At 62.5% G+C, this 20,330-nt stretch carries 16 protein-coding genes; 10 read left to right on the top strand and 6 right to left on the bottom strand.

Going from position 1 to position 20,330, the window contains the following annotated elements; genetic code table 11:
* Positions 1-36: 36 nt before the first annotated feature.
* The 9 genes from NO932_RS15770 (at position 37) to ykgO (ending at position 11,881) form a co-directional block, all read left to right on the top strand.
* Entirely contained in the window at positions 37-2,520 is a 2,484-nt protein-coding gene (locus NO932_RS15770; RefSeq protein ID WP_309208276.1) for an acyl-CoA dehydrogenase, read from the top strand.
* Positions 2,521-2,585: 65 nt separating this feature from the next.
* Positions 2,586-4,553, top strand: a complete 1,968-nt coding sequence (locus NO932_RS15765; protein WP_309208274.1) for a 3-hydroxyacyl-CoA dehydrogenase NAD-binding domain-containing protein — start codon at positions 2,586-2,588, stop codon at positions 4,551-4,553.
* 3 nt (positions 4,554-4,556) lie between these two features.
* On the top strand, positions 4,557-5,843 hold the full coding sequence (locus NO932_RS15760; protein ID WP_309208273.1) for an acetyl-CoA C-acetyltransferase: 1,287 nt from the start codon (positions 4,557-4,559) through the stop codon (positions 5,841-5,843).
* A gap of 163 nt (positions 5,844-6,006) precedes the next feature.
* Positions 6,007-7,599: a peptide ABC transporter substrate-binding protein gene (locus NO932_RS15755; RefSeq protein ID WP_309208271.1), complete on the top strand. Its 1,593-nt coding sequence runs from the start codon at positions 6,007-6,009 to the stop codon at positions 7,597-7,599.
* A 111-nt stretch (positions 7,600-7,710) separates the two neighbouring features.
* Entirely contained in the window at positions 7,711-8,634 is a 924-nt protein-coding gene (locus tag NO932_RS15750; RefSeq protein ID WP_309208270.1) for an ABC transporter permease subunit, read from the top strand.
* Positions 8,634-9,545, top strand: a complete 912-nt coding sequence (locus NO932_RS15745) for an ABC transporter permease subunit (protein WP_309208268.1) — start codon at positions 8,634-8,636, stop codon at positions 9,543-9,545. The genes NO932_RS15750 and NO932_RS15745 overlap by 1 nt, the downstream gene beginning before the upstream one ends.
* A 3-nt stretch (positions 9,546-9,548) precedes the next feature.
* Complete coding sequence (locus NO932_RS15740; RefSeq protein ID WP_309208266.1) at positions 9,549-10,541, top strand: oligopeptide/dipeptide ABC transporter ATP-binding protein; 993 nt, start codon at positions 9,549-9,551, stop codon at positions 10,539-10,541.
* Positions 10,541-11,569 carry a dipeptide ABC transporter ATP-binding protein gene (locus NO932_RS15735; RefSeq protein ID WP_309160080.1) on the top strand — a complete coding sequence of 343 codons (1,029 nt, stop codon included), beginning with the start codon at positions 10,541-10,543 and terminating at the stop codon, positions 11,567-11,569. The genes NO932_RS15740 and NO932_RS15735 overlap by 1 nt, the downstream gene beginning before the upstream one ends.
* Before the next feature lie 186 nt (positions 11,570-11,755).
* Positions 11,756-11,881 carry a type B 50S ribosomal protein L36 gene (gene ykgO / locus NO932_RS15730; protein ID WP_014131674.1) on the top strand — a complete coding sequence of 42 codons (126 nt, stop codon included), beginning with the start codon at positions 11,756-11,758 and terminating at the stop codon, positions 11,879-11,881.
* Positions 11,882-12,710: 829 nt separating this feature from the next.
* On the opposite strand, the gene pyk is transcribed toward ykgO, so the two are convergent.
* On the bottom strand, positions 12,711-14,147 hold the full coding sequence (gene pyk / locus NO932_RS15725) for a pyruvate kinase (RefSeq protein WP_309160082.1): 1,437 nt from the start codon (positions 14,145-14,147) through the stop codon (positions 12,711-12,713).
* Positions 14,144-14,581: a DUF1036 domain-containing protein gene (locus NO932_RS15720; RefSeq protein ID WP_309208264.1), complete on the bottom strand. Its 438-nt coding sequence runs from the start codon at positions 14,579-14,581 to the stop codon at positions 14,144-14,146. The genes pyk and NO932_RS15720 overlap by 4 nt, the downstream gene beginning before the upstream one ends.
* A gap of 285 nt (positions 14,582-14,866) precedes the next feature.
* Here NO932_RS15720 and NO932_RS15715 point away from each other — a divergent pair, with 285 nt between their 5' ends.
* A complete protein-coding gene (locus NO932_RS15715; protein ID WP_309160084.1) occupies positions 14,867-15,148 on the top strand; it encodes a DUF2312 domain-containing protein in 282 nt (93 codons plus the stop codon).
* An 18-nt stretch (positions 15,149-15,166) separates the two neighbouring features.
* On the opposite strand, the gene NO932_RS15710 is transcribed toward NO932_RS15715, so the two are convergent.
* The 4 genes from NO932_RS15710 to NO932_RS15695 all read right to left on the bottom strand — a co-directional run bounded on the left by NO932_RS15710 (position 15,167) and on the right by NO932_RS15695 (position 20,096).
* Positions 15,167-15,508: a VOC family protein gene (locus NO932_RS15710; protein WP_309208263.1), complete on the bottom strand. Its 342-nt coding sequence runs from the start codon at positions 15,506-15,508 to the stop codon at positions 15,167-15,169.
* A 72-nt stretch (positions 15,509-15,580) separates the two neighbouring features.
* Positions 15,581-16,402 (bottom strand): helix-turn-helix domain-containing protein, encoded by an 822-nt coding sequence (locus NO932_RS15705; protein ID WP_309208261.1) that lies wholly within the window; start codon positions 16,400-16,402, stop codon positions 15,581-15,583.
* Complete coding sequence (gene dxs / locus NO932_RS15700) at positions 16,389-18,332, bottom strand: 1-deoxy-D-xylulose-5-phosphate synthase (protein ID WP_309208259.1); 1,944 nt, start codon at positions 18,330-18,332, stop codon at positions 16,389-16,391. Before dxs ends, NO932_RS15705 begins: the two co-directional genes overlap by 14 nt.
* A gap of 159 nt (positions 18,333-18,491) precedes the next feature.
* Positions 18,492-20,096, bottom strand: a complete 1,605-nt coding sequence (locus NO932_RS15695; protein ID WP_309208257.1) for a DUF882 domain-containing protein — start codon at positions 20,094-20,096, stop codon at positions 18,492-18,494.
* Between the last annotated feature and the right edge of the window lie 234 nt (positions 20,097-20,330).

Below are 20,330 nucleotides of genomic sequence, written 5' to 3'. Positions count from 1 at the left end.
AGCATGTGGCGCGCACCGGCTAGGGGAGGCTGACCTATGGTTTTGGCACTTGTTATCCTGAGCGTTCTCGCTTTTTTCGTGCTGGCGATCCGCCAGTCTGCGCTCTGGCAATGGGCCTTGGCGGCGGCGGTGATCGGTGTTCTCGCCATGCTGCGCCCCGAAGAGGGGTTGGCGTTTTCCTCCAATGTCCCGGGATGGATCGTTGCCCTCCTGCCGGCCCTCGTTCTGGCACTGCTGGCGATTTCCCCCATTCGGCAAGCGCTTCTGACCGGTCCGGCCTACAAGATGGTCAAATCCATCCTGCCGCGCATCTCGCGCACCGAGCAGGAAGCGCTCGACGCCGGGACGGTCGGCTGGGATGCCGAGATCTTCTCGGGGCGGCCGGATTGGGACAAGCTCTTTGCCATCCGCAAGCCCGACCTCACCGCCGAGGAGCAGGCCTTCCTCGAAGGCCCTTGCGAGACGGTCTGCGCCATGATCGACGACTGGGATACGCGCCACAACCTCATGGATCTGCCGCCCGAAGTCTGGCAGTTTTTGAAGGATAACGGCTTTTTCGGCATGCTCATCGGCAAGGAGCATGGCGGCTTGGGCTTTTCCGCTCAAGCCCAAAGCCAGGTCGTCTCCAAGATCGCCTCGCGCTCGGTTGCCGCCGGCATCACCGTCATGGTGCCCAATTCGCTCGGCCCGGGCGAGCTGCTGGAAAAATACGGCACGCCCGAACAGCAGGACAAATATCTGCGCCGCCTCGCCAGGGGCGAGGAAATGCCCTGCTTCGCTCTCACTGGCCCGCACGCCGGCTCGGACGCCGCCGGCATGCGCGACGTTGGCGTCGTCACTTATGGAGACTATGAGGGCCAGCAGGTTCTGGGCGTCAAACTCTCCTGGGACAAGCGCTACATCACCCTTGCCCCCATCGCGACCCTGCTCGGGGTCGCCTTCAACCTCTATGATCCCGATAATCACCTGGGCAAGGGCACCGATGTCGGCATCACGCTGGCGCTGATCCCGGCCGATTATCCCGGCGTCGAGATCGGCCGCCGCCACCTTCCGGCCCGCGCCGCCTTCATGAATGGCCCGACCTCGGGCAAGGATGTCTTCATCCCCATGGAATTCCTGATTGGGGGCACCGAATACGCAGGGCAGGGCTGGCGCATGCTGATGGAGTGCCTCGCCACCGGCCGCGCCATTTCGCTGCCGGCTATCGGCACGGTCTCGATCAAGGGCGCGCTGCGCACCACCTCCGCCTATGCCCGTATCCGCCGCCAGTTCGGCATTGCCATCGGCACCATGGAAGGTGTGGGCGAAGGATTGGCCCGGATGGTCAAATCCGCCTACCAGTTCGAAGCTTCGCGCGCCATGACGGCGGCCATTGTCGATGACGGCCAGAAGCCGGCGGTGATCTCGGCGGCGCTCAAATACCGCACCACCGAGGAAATGCGCGGCCGCGTCGATGATGCTCTCGATATCCACGGCGGACGCGCGGTCCAGGATGGGCCCTCGAACTATCTCTTTGCCGGCTATCAGACCATTCCCGTGGCGATCACCGTCGAAGGCGCCAATATCCTGACGCGCACGCTGATCACCTTCGCGCAGGGCGCCCTTCGCGCGCATCCTTATCTCCTCAAGGAAGTCCAGGCAGCACAGAACCCCGACAGGCGCCGTGGCCTTCACGATTTCGATAAGGCCTTTTCGGGTCACATCGGCTTCATGCTCCGCAATATGACGGCTGCGTGGTGGCATAATCTCACCTTCGGGCGCTTTGCCTCGTCCCCGGTCGAGCACGAGCTCAAGGGCTGGTATCGCCAGCTTCACCGCTATTCCCAGAGCTTCGCGCTCGCCGGAGACTGGACCGTGGCGTTCCTGGGTGGCGATCTCAAGCGCAAGCAGATGCTCTCGGGCCGCATGGCGGATGTGTTTTCCGATCTCTACCTGCTCTCGACGGCGCTCAAGCGCTACGAGGATGACGGCCGCATGCCCGAGGATATCCCGGTCATCGACGCCATCGCCCGCGACCGCATCGCTTCGATCCAGAAGGGGCTGGGCGAAGTCATCGACAATTTTCCCAGCCCGTTCCTTCGGTTTGCACTGGGCGTCCTGATCTTCCCCCTCGGTCGTCGCGCGCGTCCTTCCTCGGACCGCGAGAACTATCGCCTCGCCAAATCGGTGCTCGGACAATCCACGTTCCGCGACCGGCTTACCCGGGGCATCTATGTGACCTTCGATCCGGCCGACCGCACCGGCATTCTCGAAGATGCTCTGGTCAAGGTCGAAGCCGCCGCCGAGATCGAAAAAAAGTTCTTCCGCGCTCTCAAGAAAGGCGAGATCGACCGGCGGCTGGACCGCGACGCCATTGCCGACGCCGTCGAGAAAGGGATCATCACGTCGGAGGAAGCCGTGATCCTGCGTGAAGCGGATGAAGCGACGGATCGGGTCATCAAGGTCGACGATTTTGCACCCGGGGAGCTGGCCCGTTCGACGCAGCAGCCGGCGAACGCCTATACTGCGGCCGCCGAATAGAGCGGTTGCGGAACGAAACGTCCTTCATTTAGCTTCCGACCGCATGCAACGAGAGGAGCCGAGCCTTGGCGCAAGCTGATACGCCGCAGACCCGCCACTGGGAATTTTCAACCGATTTCGAGGGAATCGGCTGGCTGACGCTGGACGTCAAGGACAATTCGGTCAACGTCCTCAGTCGGGAGGTAATCGCCGAGCTTGAAACCCTCGTCGGCCATTTCGAGAATTTGGGCCGGGCGGGAGAGTTGGCCGGCGTCGTGCTGCTTTCCGGGAAATCGGGCTTTATCGCGGGGGCCGACATCTCCGAATTCGACCAGATGAGCGATCCCGCCGTTCTGCCCGAAGCGCTCAAGCGCACTCATGCTCTGTTCCAGCGCATAGAGGATCTCAAGTTCCCGTTCGTGTGCGGCATTTCCGGCTTCTGCGTCGGCGGTGGGCTGGAACTGGCGCTGGCCTGTCATTATCGCATCGCCGTCAATGACGACGCCACGCGTCTGGGCTTCCCCGAAGTCAATCTGGGCATCTTCCCCGGCTTTGCCGGCACGGGCCGCTCGATCCGTCAGGCCGGGCCTGTCGATGCCATGCAATTGATGTTGACCGGCAAGATCGTCCGGGCCAAGCAGGCCAGGGCCCTCAATCTGGTGGACAAGCTCGTCCGCCATCCGGATATGCTGCGCTGGGAAGGCCGCAAGGCCGTGCTGGCCAAACGCCGTTCCGCGCCCGCTCCGCTGGCCAAACGCGCCATGGCCTTCGGGCCCATCCGCTCGCGCGTCGCCGACAGGATGCGCGAGGAGGCCGGCAAGAAGGCGCCGAAAAACCACTATCCCGCGCCCTATGCGCTGATCGATCTTTTCGAAAAGTATGGCGACGATCCCAAAAAGATGATCGCCCATGAGATCGACGCCTTCGTGCCCCTTATGGCCTCGCCCACGGCGCAGAACCTGCGCCGGGTGTTCTTTTTGTCCGAAAGCCTCAAGCGCCTGGGCGTCAAGGGCGGGGACAAGCCCAAATTCACCCGCATCCACGTGGTCGGCGCCGGCGTCATGGGCGGCGATATCGCGGCCTGGTGCGCTTATCGCGGCTTTTATGTGACGCTCCAGGACATGGATATGGATCGCATCAAGCCGGCGCTGGATCGGGCCAGAAAGCTGTTCAAGAAGCGGCTCAAGACCAAGCAGGCGGTCGATGCCGCCATGGCGCGGCTCGAGCCGGACGTCGAGGGCAAGGCCATCCCGCGCTGCGACGTGCTGATCGAAGCGGTGGTCGAAAAGCTCGAGGTGAAACAGCAGATATTCGCCGAGGCCGAAAAGCGGCTCAAGCCAACGGCCATCATGGCGACCAATACCTCATCGATCGAACTCGAACGCATCGCCGAGGCGCTGGACAATCCCAACCGGCTGATCGGGCTGCACTTCTTCAACCCCGTGGCGCAATTGCCGCTGGTCGAGGTGATCCGTTCCAACCTCAATGACGATGAAGCCATCCGGCTGGGTGCTTCTTTCGTGCTCGCCATCGGCAAGAGCCCGGTGATCGTCAAGTCGGCCCCCGGTTTCCTCGTCAATCGCGCGCTCATGCCCTACATGCTCGAAGCGGTGGACAGGGTTGAACAGGGTGAGAGCGCGGAGCAGCTCGACGCCGCTGCAGTGGCCTTCGGCATGCCCATGGGGCCCATCGAATTGATGGATACCGTAGGTCTCGATGTCGGTGCGTTCGTTGCGCGGGAACTCGGGCAGAAAATCCCCGAAAGCAGTCGTTTCGCCAAGCTGATCGCGGCGGGAAAGCTGGGCCGGAAGACCGGCGAGGGTTTCTACAAATGGGAAGATGGCAAGCCGCTCAAGGAGAAGCCGCCCGCGCATGGCAACCTCGAAGGGCTGGGGCGCGACCTCGTTCAGCCGCTCGTCGACACTGCCGAAGTGATCGTTTCCGAAGGCGTGGTTGAGAGCGCCGACATGGCCGATATCGGCATGATCCTGGGCACCGGGTTTGCGCCGTTCCTCGGCGGTCCCATCAAGGCACGTCAGGACGGAAGGGCTTAAAAGATGAACCAGACATTGCGCAAAGTCGCCATCGTGGGATCGGCGCGTATTCCGTTCTGCCGCGCCTATACCGGCTATGAAAACGAGACCAATCTCTCAATGCTCGCCACCGCCATAGGCGGTCTTGCCGACAAATACAGCCTCAAGGGTCAGCGCATCGGCGAGGTGATGGCCGGTTCGGTCATCTCCCATTCCAAGGATTTCAACCTCGCCCGCGAAGCGCTGCTCGATGCCGGGCTCTCACCTGAAACGCCAGGCACCACGCTGCAGATCGCCTGCGGCACCTCGCTTCAGGCTGCGCTGGTCCTTGCCGCCAAGATCGCCACGGGCGAGATCGACAGCGGCATTGCCGGTGGCTCCGATACGGTTTCCGACAGCCCTGTGGTGCTCGGGCCCAAGATGCAGAAGCGCATGATTGCGCTTTCGCGCGCCAGGACCACGGGCGAAAAGCTTGCCGCCTTCAAGGGCTTCAATTTCGGCGAGATCGCGCCCGTCGCCCCCTCCACCCAGGAACCACGTACCGGGCTTTCCATGGGCGAGCATTGCGAGTTGATGGCCAAGCAATGGGGCATTTCGCGCGAAGCGCAGGATCTGCTTGCCCTGCGCAGCCATCAGAACGCCGCGGCGGCCTATGACTTGGGCTTCCATGACGATCTCGTCGTCCCTTGCGCTGGCATCTACAAGGACAACAACGTCCGGCCCGATACCAGCCTTGAAAAAATGGCCACCATGAAGCCGGCGTTCGACAAGAAATCCGGCAAGGGGACCCTGACGGCCGCCAATTCCACGCCGCTTACAGATGGCGCTTCCTCGGTGCTGCTGGCAAGCGAGGAGTGGGCGCGCGAGCGCGGACTGCCGGTGCTGGCCTATCTCACCATGGGCGCGGTTTCGGCCAATGATTTCGCCCATGGCGATGGGCTCCTGATGGCTCCGACCATCGCCGTCTCGGACCTGATGCGCCGCTCGGGGCTCGCTTTTGCCGATATCGACTTGTTCGAACTCCACGAAGCCTTCGCCGCGCAAGTACTTTGTACGCTCGCCGCATGGGAAGATCCCGACTACAATCGCGACGTTCTTGGGCGAGATGATCCTCTAGGGGCCGTTCCTGTGGATAAAATTAACGTAAATGGCTCGTCTTTGGCGTATGGTCATCCCTTCGCCGCCACCGGCGCCCGCATCTTGGGAATGACCGCCAAGATGTTGAATACGCATGAAAAACAACGCGCATTGATTTCGGTCTGTACAGCAGGGGGGATGGGGGTTGCCGCTATAGTCGAACGGGCCGGCTAATCAGTGCTTGTCAAAGCCGATTGAGCAAGGATAGGTTCCGTTCCTAGACTAGCGGGGAAAGTTTTTCCTAGTTGGTTCGCATTTGAGCTGCTCCATTTCATCAAGGAGAGCAGCCGATGGGCTGGAAGCATCAGTTACGTCACAATTAAAGGAGACGACCATCATGAAATTCAAGCACGTCCTTGCGGGGGGCGTCCTTGCCGGCCTCATGGCAACGGCAATGGCCAGCACCGCGTCGGCCGAAACGCTCAATATCTTCAACGGCGGCGAGCCGGCTTCGATCGACCCGCACCGTGTGTCGGGCGATTGGGAGAACCGTATTGTCGGCGATTACCTTGAAGGTCTGATGACCGAGGATATCCATGCCGAGCCCATCCTGGGCCAGGCCGCCGATTACACGGTCTCCGATGATGGTCTGGTCTATACCTTCACGATCCGCGACGACGCGGTCTGGAGCGATGGCGAGCCGGTCAAGGCGCAGGATTTCGAATACGCCTTCAAGCGCCTGCTCGACCCCGAGATGGCCGCCGACTACGCCTATCTTCAGTATCCCATCAAGAATGCCGAAGCGGTCAACGCCGGCGAGATGGAGATCGACGAGCTGGGCATCAACGTCATCGACGACAAGACCATCGAGTTCACCCTCGAACAGCCCACGCCGTACTTCCTGGATGCGCTCACCCACTACACCGCCTATCCGGTGCCCATGCACCTAGTCGAGGAACTGGGCGACGAGTGGATCCGTCCGGAAAACATCGTTTCCAACGGCGCCTACACCATCGTTGAATGGATTCCCAACAGCTATATCCGTTCGGAAAAGAGCGAGACCTATTACGATGCCGAAAATGTCGACATCGAAGAGGTCTACTACTACGCCATGGATGACATCTCGGCCGCCTTCCAGCGCTATCGCGCCGGCGACTTCCACATCCTGACGGACTTCCCGACCGATCAGTACCAGCTTCTGCAGGATCAGTACCCCGGCCAGGCGCACGTCGATCCGTTCCTGGGCGTCTATTACTACGTCATCAACCACAACATGGAAGAACTGGCCGATCCCAACGTCCGCCAAGCCATGTCCATGGCCATCAACCGCGACGTGATCGGGCCCAACATCCTGGGTACTGGCGAGTTGCCGGCCTATGGCTGGGTGCCTCCGGGCACCGCTAATTATGATTTCGAGGAATATCGCCCCGATTGGGCCGATCTGGAATATGGCGAGCGCGTCGCCCAGGCCGTCGCCCTGATGGAAGAGGCTGGTTACTCCGCCGACAATCCGCTCAACCTGCAGCTTCGTTACAACACCAACGAAAACCACCAGCGCATCGCGGTGGCGATCGCCGCCATGTGGGAACCGCTGCACATCAACATCGAGCTGTTCAATTCCGAAGTCGCCGTTCACTACGACGCGCTTCAGAACAACGATTTCGACGGCATCGGTCGTGCGGGCTGGCTGATGGACTACAACGATCCCATCAACATGCTCGAACTGCTGCGTTCGGACATCATCTACAACTACGGCCGCTACAACAACGCCGAGTTCGATGAGCTGCTGCGTGAAAGCGCAACGATCCTGGACATGGACGAGCGTGCGGAAATTCTGCGCCAGGCTGAAGAGATCGCGATGAGCGAAACCGCTGCTTTCCCGATCTACTACTATGTCTCCAAGAACGTTGTTTCGCCTGAAGTTGAAGGTTTTGAAGCCAACGCCAAGGACATCCACCGCACCCGTTGGTTGTCGATGTCGGAAGACTAAGATAATGTAACAAGACGCGTGGCCGCGGGTTTATTGCCGCGGCCACGCCCTATTGAGACGGGCTTTGGCTGTGTTTGCCGGCGCCGCCCGCAAAAAGATCGGTACCTCACAATGATCAGATATGTGCTGCGTCGCATACTTGCGGCGCTCCCAGTCGCGTTTATCGCGATCACGCTCTGCTTTATCGTGCTGCGCCTCGCTCCCGGCGGCCCGTTCGACGGCGAACGCCCCCTGCCGCCAGCCGTGCTTCAAAACGTTTTGGCGCATTACAATCTCGATAAGCCCATCTGGGAGCAGTATTGGCTCTACGTTACCGGAGTGCTGCAAGGCGATCTGGGACCGTCGATGACCTCCTACGATTTCTCGGTCAGCCAATTGCTCGCCATCGGCCTGCCCTTCACGCTGATGCTGGGCTTCACGGCCTTCGTGCTCGCGACCACGATCGGCATCATCGCCGGCATCATTGCTGCGGTAAACCAGAACAAATGGCCCGATTATGCCCTGGTCTTCTTCGTGATGATCGGCGTTATCGTTCCCAACTTCCTCATCGCGGCGCTGCTCCAGCTTTGGGTTGGCGTCTATCTGGGCTGGCTGCCGGCCGGCGGATGGCCCGGCTTTTCCATCGCGCACCTCATCCTGCCGGTTATCGTTCTCTCCTGGCCGCATGCGGCGCGCATCTCGCGCCTGATGCGTGGTTCGATGATCGAGATTTTGGGCACCAACTACGTGCGCACGGCCAAATCCAAGGGCATCGGCGAGCGCCTGGTTCTGGCGCGTCACGCCATCAAGCCGGCGATGCTGCCCGTCGTTTCCTATCTCGGCCCGGGCTTGAGCTACCTTCTGACAGGCTCGCTCGTGGTCGAACAGGTGTTCGGGCTCCCCGGCATCGGCCGCTACTTCATCAACGCGGCGCTCAACCGTGACTACGGCCTCGTTCTGGGAACGACGATCTTTTACGTGGTGCTCATTCTCATTCTCAATCTGCTGGTCGACATCGTCTATGCGTGGATCGATCCCAAAGTGAGGTATCGCTAATGGCCGGCTTGACTGGAAAAGACGCAGTCCTGTCGGACTATGCCGAAAAGCTCGAAACGCCTCAGGGCCGTTCGCTGACCCAGGACGCGCTGCTCAGGCTGTCGCGCAACAAGGCGGCGATGGTCTCGATCTTCGTGCTCATCGCCATCATTGCTATTGCGTTCATCGGTCCGTTCTTCGTTCCCTGGGGCGTGGGGGAAGTCGATTGGGCAGCGTTCCGCCAGCCGCCCGATTTCGAGGCGGGCCACTATCTGGGGACCGATCAGAACGGCCGCGACCTTCTCGCCCGTCTGCTGCAGGGCACGCAGATGAGCATCATCGTCGCGGCCGTGGCCACCGTGGTCTCGGTTGTGGTCGGCGTTCTCTACGGCGCGATCGCCGGCTATTTCGGTGGCCGCGTGGATTCGATCATGATGCGCTTCGTCGACGTCATGTATGCCCTTCCCACCATCCTGTTCGTCATCATCCTTGTCGTGATCTTCGGGCGTTCACCGGTGCTGCTGTTCGTGGGCATCGGCCTGCTCGAATGGCTCACCATGGCGCGTATCGTGCGGGGCCAGACGCTGTCGCTCAAGGAACGCGAGTTCATCGAGGCGGCCAAGGCCGGCGGGGCAGGGCCCTTCACAATCATCCTGCGTCACATCGTGCCCAACCTCACCGGGCCGGTGGTGATCTATGCCACGCTCACCATCCCCGAGATCATCCTGACCGAGAGCTTCCTTTCGTTCATCGGGCTGGGTGTGCAGGAGCCGCTGACCTCCCTCGGCACGCTGATTTCCAACGGCGCCGGGGTGGCCGAGGTCATGCCGTGGCTGCTGATCTCGCCGGCGATCGTTCTGGTCAGCATGCTGCTGTGCCTCACCTATATCGGTGACGGCCTGCGCGACGCTCTCGATCCAAAGGACCGCTAATCCATGGCAGATAACGTTTTGGAGGTCAGGGACCTCTCGGTAACCTTCGAGCTGCACGACCGTGAAGTCCAGGCCGTGCGTGAAATGGACTTCTCCCTAAGGGCCGGCGAAACGCTGGCGGTGGTGGGTGAAAGCGGGTCGGGCAAGAGCCAGGCGTTCCTCTCGATCATGGGCCTTCTGGCCCGCAACGGCCGGGCATCGGGCAGCGCCAAGATCGCCGGGACCGAGCTTGTGGGCATGCGCCCCAGGGAGCTCGACGATATCCGCGGCAAGGACATCGCGATGATCTTCCAGGATCCGATGACCTCGCTCAATCCCTATATGCGCATCGCCGATCAGATGGTCGAAGTGCTGGTGCGGCACAAGAACATGAACCGCAAGCAGGCGCTCGAAAAATCCGAGGAGATGCTGCGCACCGTGCACCTGCCCGATGCAAAGCGTGTCATCCGTGCCTATCCGCACGAGCTTTCGGGCGGCCAGCGCCAGCGCGTCATGATCGCCATGGCGCTCCTGTGCGAGCCCAAGGTGCTGATCGCGGACGAGCCCACCACCGCGCTCGACGTCACCGTGCAGGCGCAGATGCTCAGGCTCTTCAAGGAACTGACCGAACAGTTCAACACAGCGCTGGTGATGATCACCCACGATCTGGGCGTCGTGGCGGGGCTGGCCGATAACATGATGGTCATGTATGCCGGCCGGGCCGTGGAAAAGGGCACCGTCGAAGAGCTGTTCTACAGCCCTCGCCACCCCTATACGCTCGGGCTCCTGCATTCGACCCCGCGTGTCGAAACCAAGCGCAACCGCCTCGATCCGGTCAAGGGCCAGCCGCCCAATCTTACCCATCTGCCGCCCGGATGCTCGTTCAATCCGCGCTGTGCCTTCCGCACGGAAATCTGCATCAAGGATCGTCCGGCGCTCATCCCGCGCACCGACGGGCGCGTTTCGGCGTGCCATCATGACGACGCGGTCAAAAATACCAATGAAAAGGTTGCCTGATGAGTGATCAAACAGGCGTTTTGCTGAACGTTCAGAACCTCACCAAGCGTTTCGCTGTCGATGCCGGGCTTTTCAAAAAGCCCCTGATGCTCACGGCGGTCGACGATGTGAGCTTTAGCGTCAATCGCGGCGAAACCCTCGGCATCGTGGGTGAATCCGGGTGTGGGAAATCCACGCTGGGGCGCTGCATCCTGCAGTTGATCGAGCCCGATGACGGCAAGGTGGTCTGGCTGGGCCGGGATTTGACCGAGCTCAAGAAGGACGAGATGCGCAAGGCGCGTCAGGATCTGCAGATCATCTTCCAGGATCCGCTCGCGTCGCTCAATCCGCGCATGACGGTGGGCGAGATCATCGCCGACCCCCTGCGCACCCTCAAGCCGGATATGAACCGCCAGCAGCGGCGCGAACGGGTTCGCGAGGTGATGGATGCGGTGGGGCTCCTGCCCGAAATGATCAACCGCTACCCGCACGAATTCTCGGGCGGGCAGGCCCAGCGCATCGGCATTGCCCGCGCGCTGGTCACCGGTCCCAAACTGATCCTGTGCGACGAGCCGGTGTCCGCGCTCGACGTTTCGATCCAGGCGCAGATCCTCAACCTGCTGGCCGATCTCAAGGACGAATTCGGGCTGACGCTGATCTTTATCAGCCACGACCTGTCGGTCGTTCGGCACGTTTCGGACCGGATTCTGGTGCTCTATCTCGGCCGCATCGCCGAATTGGCCGAGGCCGAGACGCTCTACAACGATCCGCGCCATCCTTATAGCCGGGCTCTGCTCACTGCCGTGCCGATCGCCGACCCACGGCAGGCCCGCCAGCACCGGATCGAGGGGCTGGAAGGGGAAATCCCGTCTCCCATCAATCCGCCCTCGGGCTGCTATTTCCGCACCCGCTGCCCTTATGCGGTCGAACGGTGCGCCCAGGTGGTGCCGCCGCTCGAGTTGACCGATATCGGCTCGCGCGCCTCCTGCATCCGCTGGGAGGAGATCGCCGCCGATCCCGAAGGCGCCCGCACGCGGGCCCGCAACTGACGCGGCGGAAGTCCGGGCAGGGCCTCCTAAATTGTCGATGCGGGCTTTTCGACTCGCGTTGACAGTTAAGGGCTTTGCCCCTATGTTCCGCCCAACTTTGGGATCGCTCCGGCAAAAAGCGGGGGCGATCTCGATCTTTAGCGGTGCCTTGAGCTCCGCCGATCTTTTATTGTCTGAGAGATAAAAATGAAAATCCGCAACTCGCTCAAGGCGCTCATGACCCGTCACCGGGACAATAAGCTGGTCCGCCGTCGTGGCCGCGTCTACATCATCAACAAGGTCAACAAGCGCATGAAGGCCCGCCAGGGCTAAACTGCCGCTTGATCGCAATGAAAAAGGCCCGCTCCGGCGGGCCTTTTTCATTGCGGATCGTCTGGCCCCCTCCACCTCGTCACCTCGAGCTTGGCTGGAGCGAAAGCACAGGGGCGGCAGCCAAAGGGGGCTCACCTCCCCACCTCGTCGTCCTCGGGCTTGACCCGGGGACCCGCAACGTCTCTACCTTCTCAGAAGAAGAGGGTCCCCCGCACCCTCCGCGCCCAAACGTCTCCAGCGGCTTCCCTGCGCTGCGGGTCTCCGGATCAAGTCCGAAGACGACGAAAGAGAAAAAAAGCGGCGTAGGATAAAGCAATACGCCCTCAAGCAGTATCGGCTCTCACCACAGCCTTGCCCCACGCTCCCCTTCTCCCCTGAGGGAGAAGGTGGGCCGGCGAAGCCGGCTCGGATGAGGGGTGCGCAGCGCTTCAGCAATCGGCATGGCGTCTGTTGATATGCTGAGCCCCCCTCATCCCCATCCCTTCTCCCACCAGGGGAGAAGGGGGCTTTTGGCAAACGTTTGAATTCCTGCCGAGGCGCTGCCCCGGACACCCCTTCTCCCCTGGTGGGAGAAGGTGCCCCCGAAGGGGGCGGATGAGGGGGGCGCTGAGCCGACCACACCTTCCGACGTCAAGACTTGCCCCTTCACCCTTCTCCCTTTGGGGGAGAAGGTGGCCGCGAAGCGGGCGGATGAGGGGGGCGCTGAGCTTCAGCAATCACCACGGTTGCTGCTGATAATGCCGAGCCTTCTCATCCCCCTTCCTTCTCGCCTGAGGGAGGAAGGTCGGGGATGAGAGCACCGCTCAGTTGGCCAGACGCGGGGAGTCTCTTACGACCCGCCAGCCCCGTCCTGCCCCACAAACGCGATGCGCAGCATATTGGTCGCCCCTGGCGTTCCCAGCGGCACGCCGGCGGTGATCGCCACCCGGTCTCCGGGCCGCGCCAGGCCTTCGACATAGGCGATCGAGCACGCCCGATCGACCATGTCGTCGAGCGAGATGGCGTCCTCGGTCTGTACGCAATGCAGCCCCCAGACGATCGAAAGCCGGCGCACGGTCGAAAGCTTGGGCGAGAGCGCGATGATCGGCTTGCTCGGCCGCTCCCGCGAGGCGCGGATGCCGGTGGAGCCCGAAGAGGTGTAGGTGACGATAGCGGCAAGATCGAGCGTTTCCGCCACCTGCCGGGTCGCTGCCGAAATGGCGTCGGCAGCGGTGGCTTCAGGCTCGGTTGCCTGGCTCCTGATGATGCCGGGATAGAGCGCGTCCTGCTCCACCGCTTCGGCGATCTTGTTCATGGTGGTCACCGCCTGCACCGGGTAGGAACCCGAGGCGCTTTCGGCCGAAAGCATCACCGCGTCCGCACCTTCGAACACGGCGATCGAAACGTCCGAGACCTCCGCGCGGGTCGGCACCGGCGCGGTAATCATGGATTCGAGCATCTGGGTGGCCACAACCACCGGCTTGCCCAGGCGGCGGCACATGCGGGTGATGCGCTTTTGCATGCCGGGCACGGATTCGAGCGGCATTTCCACGCCAAGGTCGCCACGGGCGATCATGATGGCGTCGGAAAGCCGGATGATCTCCTCGAGCCGCTCGATGGCCTGCGGCTTTTCGATCTTGGCCAAGACCCCGGCGCGGCCCTGGACGATCTTGCGCACGTCGATCATGTCTTCGGGGCGCTGCACGAAGGACAGCGCGATCCAGTCGATCTCCTCTGCCAATGCCGCTTGCAGATCGGCCCTGTCCTTGTCGGTCAGAACGCCGACCGCGAGAATGGTATCGGGCAGCGAAACCCCCTTCTTGTCGGAAAGCTTGCCACCATAGACCACAGTGGTGTTGATTGCTTCGGGCGAGGTCGCCGAAACGCGCAATTCGATCTTGCCGTCATCGAGCAGCAGCCGGTCGCCGGTCTTGACCGATGAAAAGATTTCCGGATGGGGGAGGTAGACCCGTGTCTTGTCGCCCGGCGTTTCGGAAGCGTCGAGCGTAAAGGTCTCGCCCTTGGCCAGCATGGTGGAGCCTTCGGCGAAGGTGCCGACCCTGAGCTTGGGGCCCTGCAGGTCGACCAGGATGCCGATCGGATAGCGCACCGAGCGTTCGACCGCCCGGATCTTGGCGACGGTTTCGCGCATCAGGTCATGGCTGGCATGGCTCATATTGATGCGGAAAACGTCGGCGCCGGCGCGCACCAGTTCCTCGATGACTTTTGGGTCGCTCGAGGCCGGTCCAAGCGTTGCGACGATCTTTACGCGGCGCGATCTCTTCATTGCGGCTCCAGACTGGTTGAATTGTTTTCTGTCAATTGCATGGTCCAATCGGTACGGCCCTGCGTATCGATCTCAAAAAATCCCGTGCGCTCATATCCGCGCGCCAGGCAGTCCTCGACGCCGAAGATTGTAAAGCTCGCATCTTGCGTGCACATGAACACCGAGCCGTCCCAGGCGCCGCCGGCCATGTCGTCCACAGCATAAAGGTAGTAGTAGCGCGAGTTCAGATCGCCCTGGTAGACGATGGCGCAGGCCTCGGGGCCGGCCACCCACCAGCCTTCCGACTGCCAGCCCGATTCCGCGCGATAGCCGAAGGCGATGGAAATCGTGCTCTGGGTCTGGTTGCAGACCCTCAGATCCGCCAGGGCCGGCTGCGGCAGCATCACGGATGCCGGCAGCATGACTACGGCAGCGATCACGAGGGTGCGAATCATGGACAACACGGGATTGGGTCGCGCGGGTAAAGATTGGGCCATGGTGTGTTATCAACGGGTCCAAAGATGTCAATGGGCAGAGGGGTTCATGCTATTATAGGCGAGGGCCGGCAACGTCCGGCCGGCCCGCCTCAAACCAGCGCTAGGCCAGTGTTTGGGCAGAAATTGGATAGCAAGGGAACCGGCTTTCCACACCCGGTTCACGTTTTTGATCGGAAGCCTTGAAGTCGCCCCGCCGATGGGATTGATAAGCGGCAACAACCTTCATTTTGGAAAGTGTGATTCATGGCTGACCACGGCATTGCGCGCGACCAGTTGCGCGCCTTCATCGAACGGATCGAGCGGCTCGAGGAAGAAAAGAAGGCCATCGCCGACGACATCAAGGAAGTCTATGCCGAGGCCAAGGGTTCGGGCTTTGACACCAAGGTCATGCGCCAGATCGTCCGCATCCGCAAGCAGGACCGCAACGAGCGCGCCGAGCAGGAAGCCATCCTCGATCTCTACATGCACGCCCTGGGCATGGCCGATCCCGGTTCCCAGGCCGAATATGACGAGGCGGCGGAGTAAGGCCGCCCCGATTTGGCATCAGCCTGGCTGCTTGAGTCCGAAGACGGTGCCGTTGATATCGGCCGCGTAGACCACTTTGCCCTGGCCGGGGATGGTGTTGATCTCACTCAATTGCCGCCCCTGGACAGCCGTTATGGCCTTGAGCGCGGCGTCGATGTCCTCCACCTCGTACCAGGCGATAACCTTCTGGTCCTTGTAGGCGTCCGACATCACCGCACCGGTCACCGTTCCGCTGTCGAGCATGATGTAGTCCGGGATGAACGGGGAGGGCTCGGCCCTCCATCCGAACACCTGGCTGTAAAAGCGCGCGGTCGCTTCGACATCGCCGCTGGTGATCTCGATATGTACGATTTTGGTCATCGGATTTCTCCATAGCGTTACAGGGCAACCATAGGGTCGGGCTATGATCGCGGGCTTGGACGAAACCGGTGTTCAGGCTGAATGCATCATCTTGGCGATGCCGTTCAGCGTCCGCTGAAAGGTGGTCGGCGTCACCCCGGTAAACCGGCGGAAGTCACGATTGGCATGCGCCTGGTCGTAATAGCCCTGCATCAGGGCGAGTTGGGCCAAACCATCGCCTGGGCGGGCGGCCAATATTTCTCCCACCAGCCTCTGGTAGCGCAGGATGGCCGAAAAGGCCTTGGGAGAAATTCCCACAACGTCGCGAAACTGGCGATAGAGCCGGTCATAGCCGATGCCCATGCGCGCGGCGAGGTCACCGAGCACGTCTGGATCGCTTTCGATCTCTTTGATCGCCATGCGGAGCCGCTCGAGGCCTCGCTGGGGGATGGGGTTCAGCCTTTGCGCCAGAAAGTCTTCCAGCACCCGCGCCGAGGGCTCGCCGAAATCCGCGGCGGCGACGTCGCTCTCCAGCGCCTGGGTCCTCTCGGCTCCGCTCCATTGGGTAAAAGAGAGCAGCGTATCGATGAGGGGCGGACAACCCAATGCGTGGAGCCCGAACGGGGTGGGCTGAGCGGCCACGAGCTTGGAGCGGCCGGTTTGCGCGATGACGACCGGACGCGTGGAAATCCCGGCAACGCTCGTGTCGTTGGCTGTGCGCTTGCCGGTTATCGGGTCCAGCCGGCTGCCGATGTCGCCCAGATTGACGATGATGGTCGGCCGGCCGTTGGGAATGAGGATTTCCCGGCGTTCGGTCTCTCCGACAGTGGCCGAAACGATCCAGAAATGCTCGATATAGTCCGCCAATAGCGGACCGGGTTCGTAGCGTTCGTAGCGAAAGTCAGACGGCGTCATGGCCGGCGGCGGCTAGAGCCCGCAGCGCGTTTTCCTGATCCCCCAGCGCCAGGAGCGCCGTTTCGACGATACCGGCGCGATCCAGGCCCGCCTGGGCATACATGTCGTTCTGCCCCGCCTGCTCGATATAGCGGTCGGGCATCACCAGGGGGCGGAACTTGAGCCCGTGGTCGAGCAGGCCCAATTGCGCCAGCCGCGTCGCCACATGGCTGCCGAACCCGCCGATCGCGCCTTCCTCGACGGTGATCAGCACAGCATGCTCCTTGGCAAGCCGCGCCAGAAGCTCCTCGTCGAGCGGCTTGGCAAAGCGCGCATCGGCAACCGTGGTCGAAAAACCGTAGGTCCCCAGCGTCTCTGCCGCCGCAAGGCACTCGCCCAGCCGCGTGCCCAGCGAGAGCAGCGCAATGGCTGTGCCCTCCTTGAGCACCCGACCCTTGCCGATCTCGAGCGGAATGCCGCGCTCTGGCATCTCGACGCCGGCGCCTTCCCCGCGCGGATAACGGAAGGCGATCGGGCCTTCGTCATAGGCCGCCGCCGTCGCCACCATATGGCGCAATTCGGCTTCGTCGCCGGCGGCCATCACCACCATCCCCGGCAGGGTGGAAAGGTAGGCCACGTCGAAAGCGCCCGCATGGGTGGGCCCGTCCGCGCCCACATAGCCGGCGCGATCGATGGGGAAGCGCACCGGCAGGTGCTGGATCGCCACGTCGTGGATCACCTGGTCATAGGCGCGTTGGAGGAAGGTGGAATAGATCGTGCAGAAGGGTTTGAGCCCTTCGGTCGCCATGCCGGCGGCAAAGGTCACCGCGTGCTGCTCGGCGATCCCCACATCGAAGGTGCGGGTCGGGAAGCGCTTTTCGAACTTGTCGAGCCCGGTGCCCGAGGGCATGGCGGCGGTGATCGCGACGATCTTTTCGTCGCGCTCGGCCTCATCGATCAGGCTCTGTGCAAAAACCGAGGTGTAGGACGGCGCATTGCTCGCCGCCTTGGCCTGGGCGCCGGTGATGACATTGAACTTGGAAACGCCGTGATATTTGTCGGCGGCCTGTTCGGCCGGGGCATATCCCTTGCCCTTCTGCGTCACCACATGGATGAGGATCGGCCCGGTCTCCGCATCGCGGACGTTTTTGAGCACCGGCAGCAGATGGTCGAGATTGTGCCCGTCGATCGGCCCCACATAGTAGAACCCCAGTTCCTCGAACATGGTGCCGCCGGTCCAGAACCCGCGGGCATATTCCTCGGTCTTTCTGGCCTTGTCCTTGATGAAGGGCGGCATCACCGTTTCGACGAATTGCTTGGCCGCGCCGCGCAACCCGCGATAGGCAGGCCCCGACACCAGCCGCGCCAGATAGGCGCTCATCGCTCCGGTCGGGGGGGCGATCGACATGTCGTTGTCGTTGAGGATCACGATCAGCCGGGCGTCCATGGCTCCGGCATTGTTCATGGCCTCATAGGCCATGCCGGCCGAAATCGCCCCGTCGCCGATCACCGCGACCACATTGCGCTTTTCGCCCTGAAGCTCGGAGGCTACGGCCATGCCGAGGCCCGCCGAGATCGATGTCGATGAGTGGCCGGCCCCGAACGGGTCGTATTCGCTCTCGCCGCGCTTGGTGAAGCCGGAAAGCCCGTCCTTCTGGCGCAGCGTGCGGATCCGGCCGCGCCGCCCGGTCAAGACCTTGTGCGGATAGGCCTGATGCCCGACATCCCAGATGATCCGGTCGTGCGGCGTGTCGAAAACGTGGTGCAGCGCCACCGTCAGCTCGACCACGCCAAGTCCGGCGCCCAGGTGCCCGCCGGTGACGGAAACGGCATCGATCACCTCATTGCGCAGCTCGGCGGCGAGCGTGATCAATTCCTCGCGCTTGAGCGCCTTGAGATCGGCTGGCGAGCCGATGGTATCGAGCAGCGGAGTGGCTGGTTTTTCGGACACTTCGATTGCCTTGTGAACGCTGTGTAACGGACGCGTTTTGTTTTTGTCACGTTTTCGAACCGCTAAAGCGGCAAGCGCCCGGTGCTGAAAACGTTCCTGCCCCATGCCCTGATGTAGTCAGGTGGGCGCCTTTTGGCAACAAAAGAGGACCGAACTGTGTCAGTTCGCCTGCGGGTCGTAATGCACCCAGATGGTTTGGGCCGGCCCGAAGCCGTTGCTCGAGGGGCCGAGCGAAGCGGTGCGGGTGAACCCTGTCGCCGCGACGATCTCCTCGCCGGCGCCGCTGCCATCGGACTGGCCTTCGAAAGCGAAATGATCGCTGGCCAGGGCAACGGGCGCGAGCATGGTGTCGGTCACCGTTGCCAGCTCGGGGGCAAACAGTTCGCCCTCGGCGACCGCAAGGCTGGCCATGGCATTGCCGGTGGCCTGATCGGCACGCGCCGGTTCGGCAGCCGGAAGGGTGGCGTTTTCGAACAGCGAAGCAAAGGCATCGAGTTCGGATGGCTGCTCGAGCGATGCGGTCTCGATGGCCGCATCGAACCCGGGCCGGATCGCCAGTTCGGCGGGCTCAGCCGCCTGCGGTTGCACCGCGGCTGCGACGGCGGGTGTGAACTGGGGACGCGGCTGGGGAACCGGCGCTTCCTGGATCGCGGCGACCTCCAGCGAACCGCCGCCGGTGGGCGCATAGGCGGAGGGCGTTTCGGCGCGCAACTCGGCCAGCGCACGGGACATCGAGGGCGGCAGCGGCGCTTCCTCGATTTCCCCGGTGTCGGCCATGGCCACCTGCCGGGTCATCTCGGCGGCGTCGATCACCTGGAAGGGAATGGTTTCGGGCATGGCGGGCGTATCGGCCACCATGGTTCCCGCAATCAGATCGGCGGGCCGGGCCGGCGGGGCAGGGGGCTCGGCGGAGACCCGGACGGGGGCGGAAGCGGCAGCCGCGGCCACCTGGACTGGCGCAGGGGCGGCGGCAGGGGCAGCGGCCACTTGCGGGGCGGGTTGCTGGGCCGCCGGCTGATCGTTGTTGCCGCCACCGGTGATCATGTCCCAGAGCGTGCGAGGCCGGTCACCATCGGCAACCTGGATCGCGCCGTTCATGGACGATCCGGCATTGCACGGCACGCGGTGGCAGCGCTGCCATTCGGCCTGGGCGTAGCGATAGCCTTCCTGGGACAGCACGCGCCCGTTGGAGGGCAGGTGCAGGGTGCGCCCGTCAGGGAAGATTTCGCGTAATTGCGCTTCGGTCATGCGCGGCCAGGCGCGCACCGATGCGGTGTCGAGATGCACGAAGGGGCTGCCCGAGCTGGGATAATACCCCACGCCGCCCACCTGCAAGCGCATGCCCAGCGCGCGTAGCGTGGAGATCGGCACGCCCGGAATATAGAAGTCGATGGCCTTGCCCTTCATGTGCTGGGAATTGTCGGCAACACCCGAGGAGTTCGAGGCCAGCATCGCGTTGGTTGCCGGCGAGCGGTAGGCGGAAACGATGTAGATGGGCTGACTGGCGCCCGATTGCTGATACACTTCCCAGAGCAGGTCGAACAGCGCCGGGTCCATCTTGGCCGGCTCGTTGCGCCGCCAGTCGCGCAGGAACACGTTGAGCCGATCGAGCGCCGATTGGACGAAGCGTCCGTCGCGCTTGTAGACGATGCGGATCGTTTCCTTGGTGTGGGTATAATAAAGATAAAGTTCGCGCTCGTTGGCCGCCTGGGCCGGCGCGATCAGAGGCAGAATGGATGCCAGTGCGATGGCTGCGGCCAGCATGGCCCGCATCAAACGGTTGACTGAACTCGATACCCTACGCGTCACGCCGCTTAGCCCGTCTTTGATTTAAATGCTCGACGGCACCCTATCAGCAACCCATGCGAGAAACGTTAACGCTAACGGGATGTGTATGCGCGCCGATGCCTTGCCCTTGTTTGCGCCAAGCTGAGGGCGAAAGACGGCGTGAAGATGACCAAAATGTTACCGAGTGCTTAAGACGGTCGCCGGAGGATC

Source organism: Pelagibacterium sp. 26DY04 (assembly GCF_031202305.1).
GTDB lineage: Bacteria > Pseudomonadota > Alphaproteobacteria > Rhizobiales > Devosiaceae > Pelagibacterium.
This window is presented reverse-complemented; position numbering and strand designations above follow the sequence as displayed.

Excerpts from the sequence above, each read along its gene's own strand:
- NO932_RS15770 (WP_309208276.1), top strand. The coding sequence starts at position 37 with ATGGTTTTGGCACTTGTTATCCTGAGCGTTCTCGCTTTTTTCGTGCTG.
- NO932_RS15760 (WP_309208273.1), top strand. The coding sequence starts at position 4,557 with ATGAACCAGACATTGCGCAAAGTCGCCATCGTGGGATCGGCGCGTATT.
- NO932_RS15755 (WP_309208271.1), top strand. The coding sequence starts at position 6,007 with ATGAAATTCAAGCACGTCCTTGCGGGGGGCGTCCTTGCCGGCCTCATG.
- NO932_RS15750 (WP_309208270.1), top strand. The coding sequence starts at position 7,711 with ATGATCAGATATGTGCTGCGTCGCATACTTGCGGCGCTCCCAGTCGCG.
- NO932_RS15745 (WP_309208268.1), top strand. The coding sequence starts at position 8,634 with ATGGCCGGCTTGACTGGAAAAGACGCAGTCCTGTCGGACTATGCCGAA.
- NO932_RS15740 (WP_309208266.1), top strand. The coding sequence starts at position 9,549 with ATGGCAGATAACGTTTTGGAGGTCAGGGACCTCTCGGTAACCTTCGAG.
- NO932_RS15735 (WP_309160080.1), top strand. The coding sequence starts at position 10,541 with ATGAGTGATCAAACAGGCGTTTTGCTGAACGTTCAGAACCTCACCAAG.
- ykgO (WP_014131674.1), top strand. The coding sequence starts at position 11,756 with ATGAAAATCCGCAACTCGCTCAAGGCGCTCATGACCCGTCACCGGGAC.
- pyk (WP_309160082.1), bottom strand. The coding sequence starts at position 14,147 with ATGAAGAGATCGCGCCGCGTAAAGATCGTCGCAACGCTTGGACCGGCC.
- NO932_RS15720 (WP_309208264.1), bottom strand. The coding sequence starts at position 14,581 with ATGATTCGCACCCTCGTGATCGCTGCCGTAGTCATGCTGCCGGCATCC.
- NO932_RS15715 (WP_309160084.1), top strand. The coding sequence starts at position 14,867 with ATGGCTGACCACGGCATTGCGCGCGACCAGTTGCGCGCCTTCATCGAA.
- NO932_RS15710 (WP_309208263.1), bottom strand. The coding sequence starts at position 15,508 with ATGACCAAAATCGTACATATCGAGATCACCAGCGGCGATGTCGAAGCG.
- NO932_RS15705 (WP_309208261.1), bottom strand. The coding sequence starts at position 16,402 with ATGACGCCGTCTGACTTTCGCTACGAACGCTACGAACCCGGTCCGCTA.
- NO932_RS15695 (WP_309208257.1), bottom strand. The coding sequence starts at position 20,096 with ATGCTGGCCGCAGCCATCGCACTGGCATCCATTCTGCCTCTGATCGCG.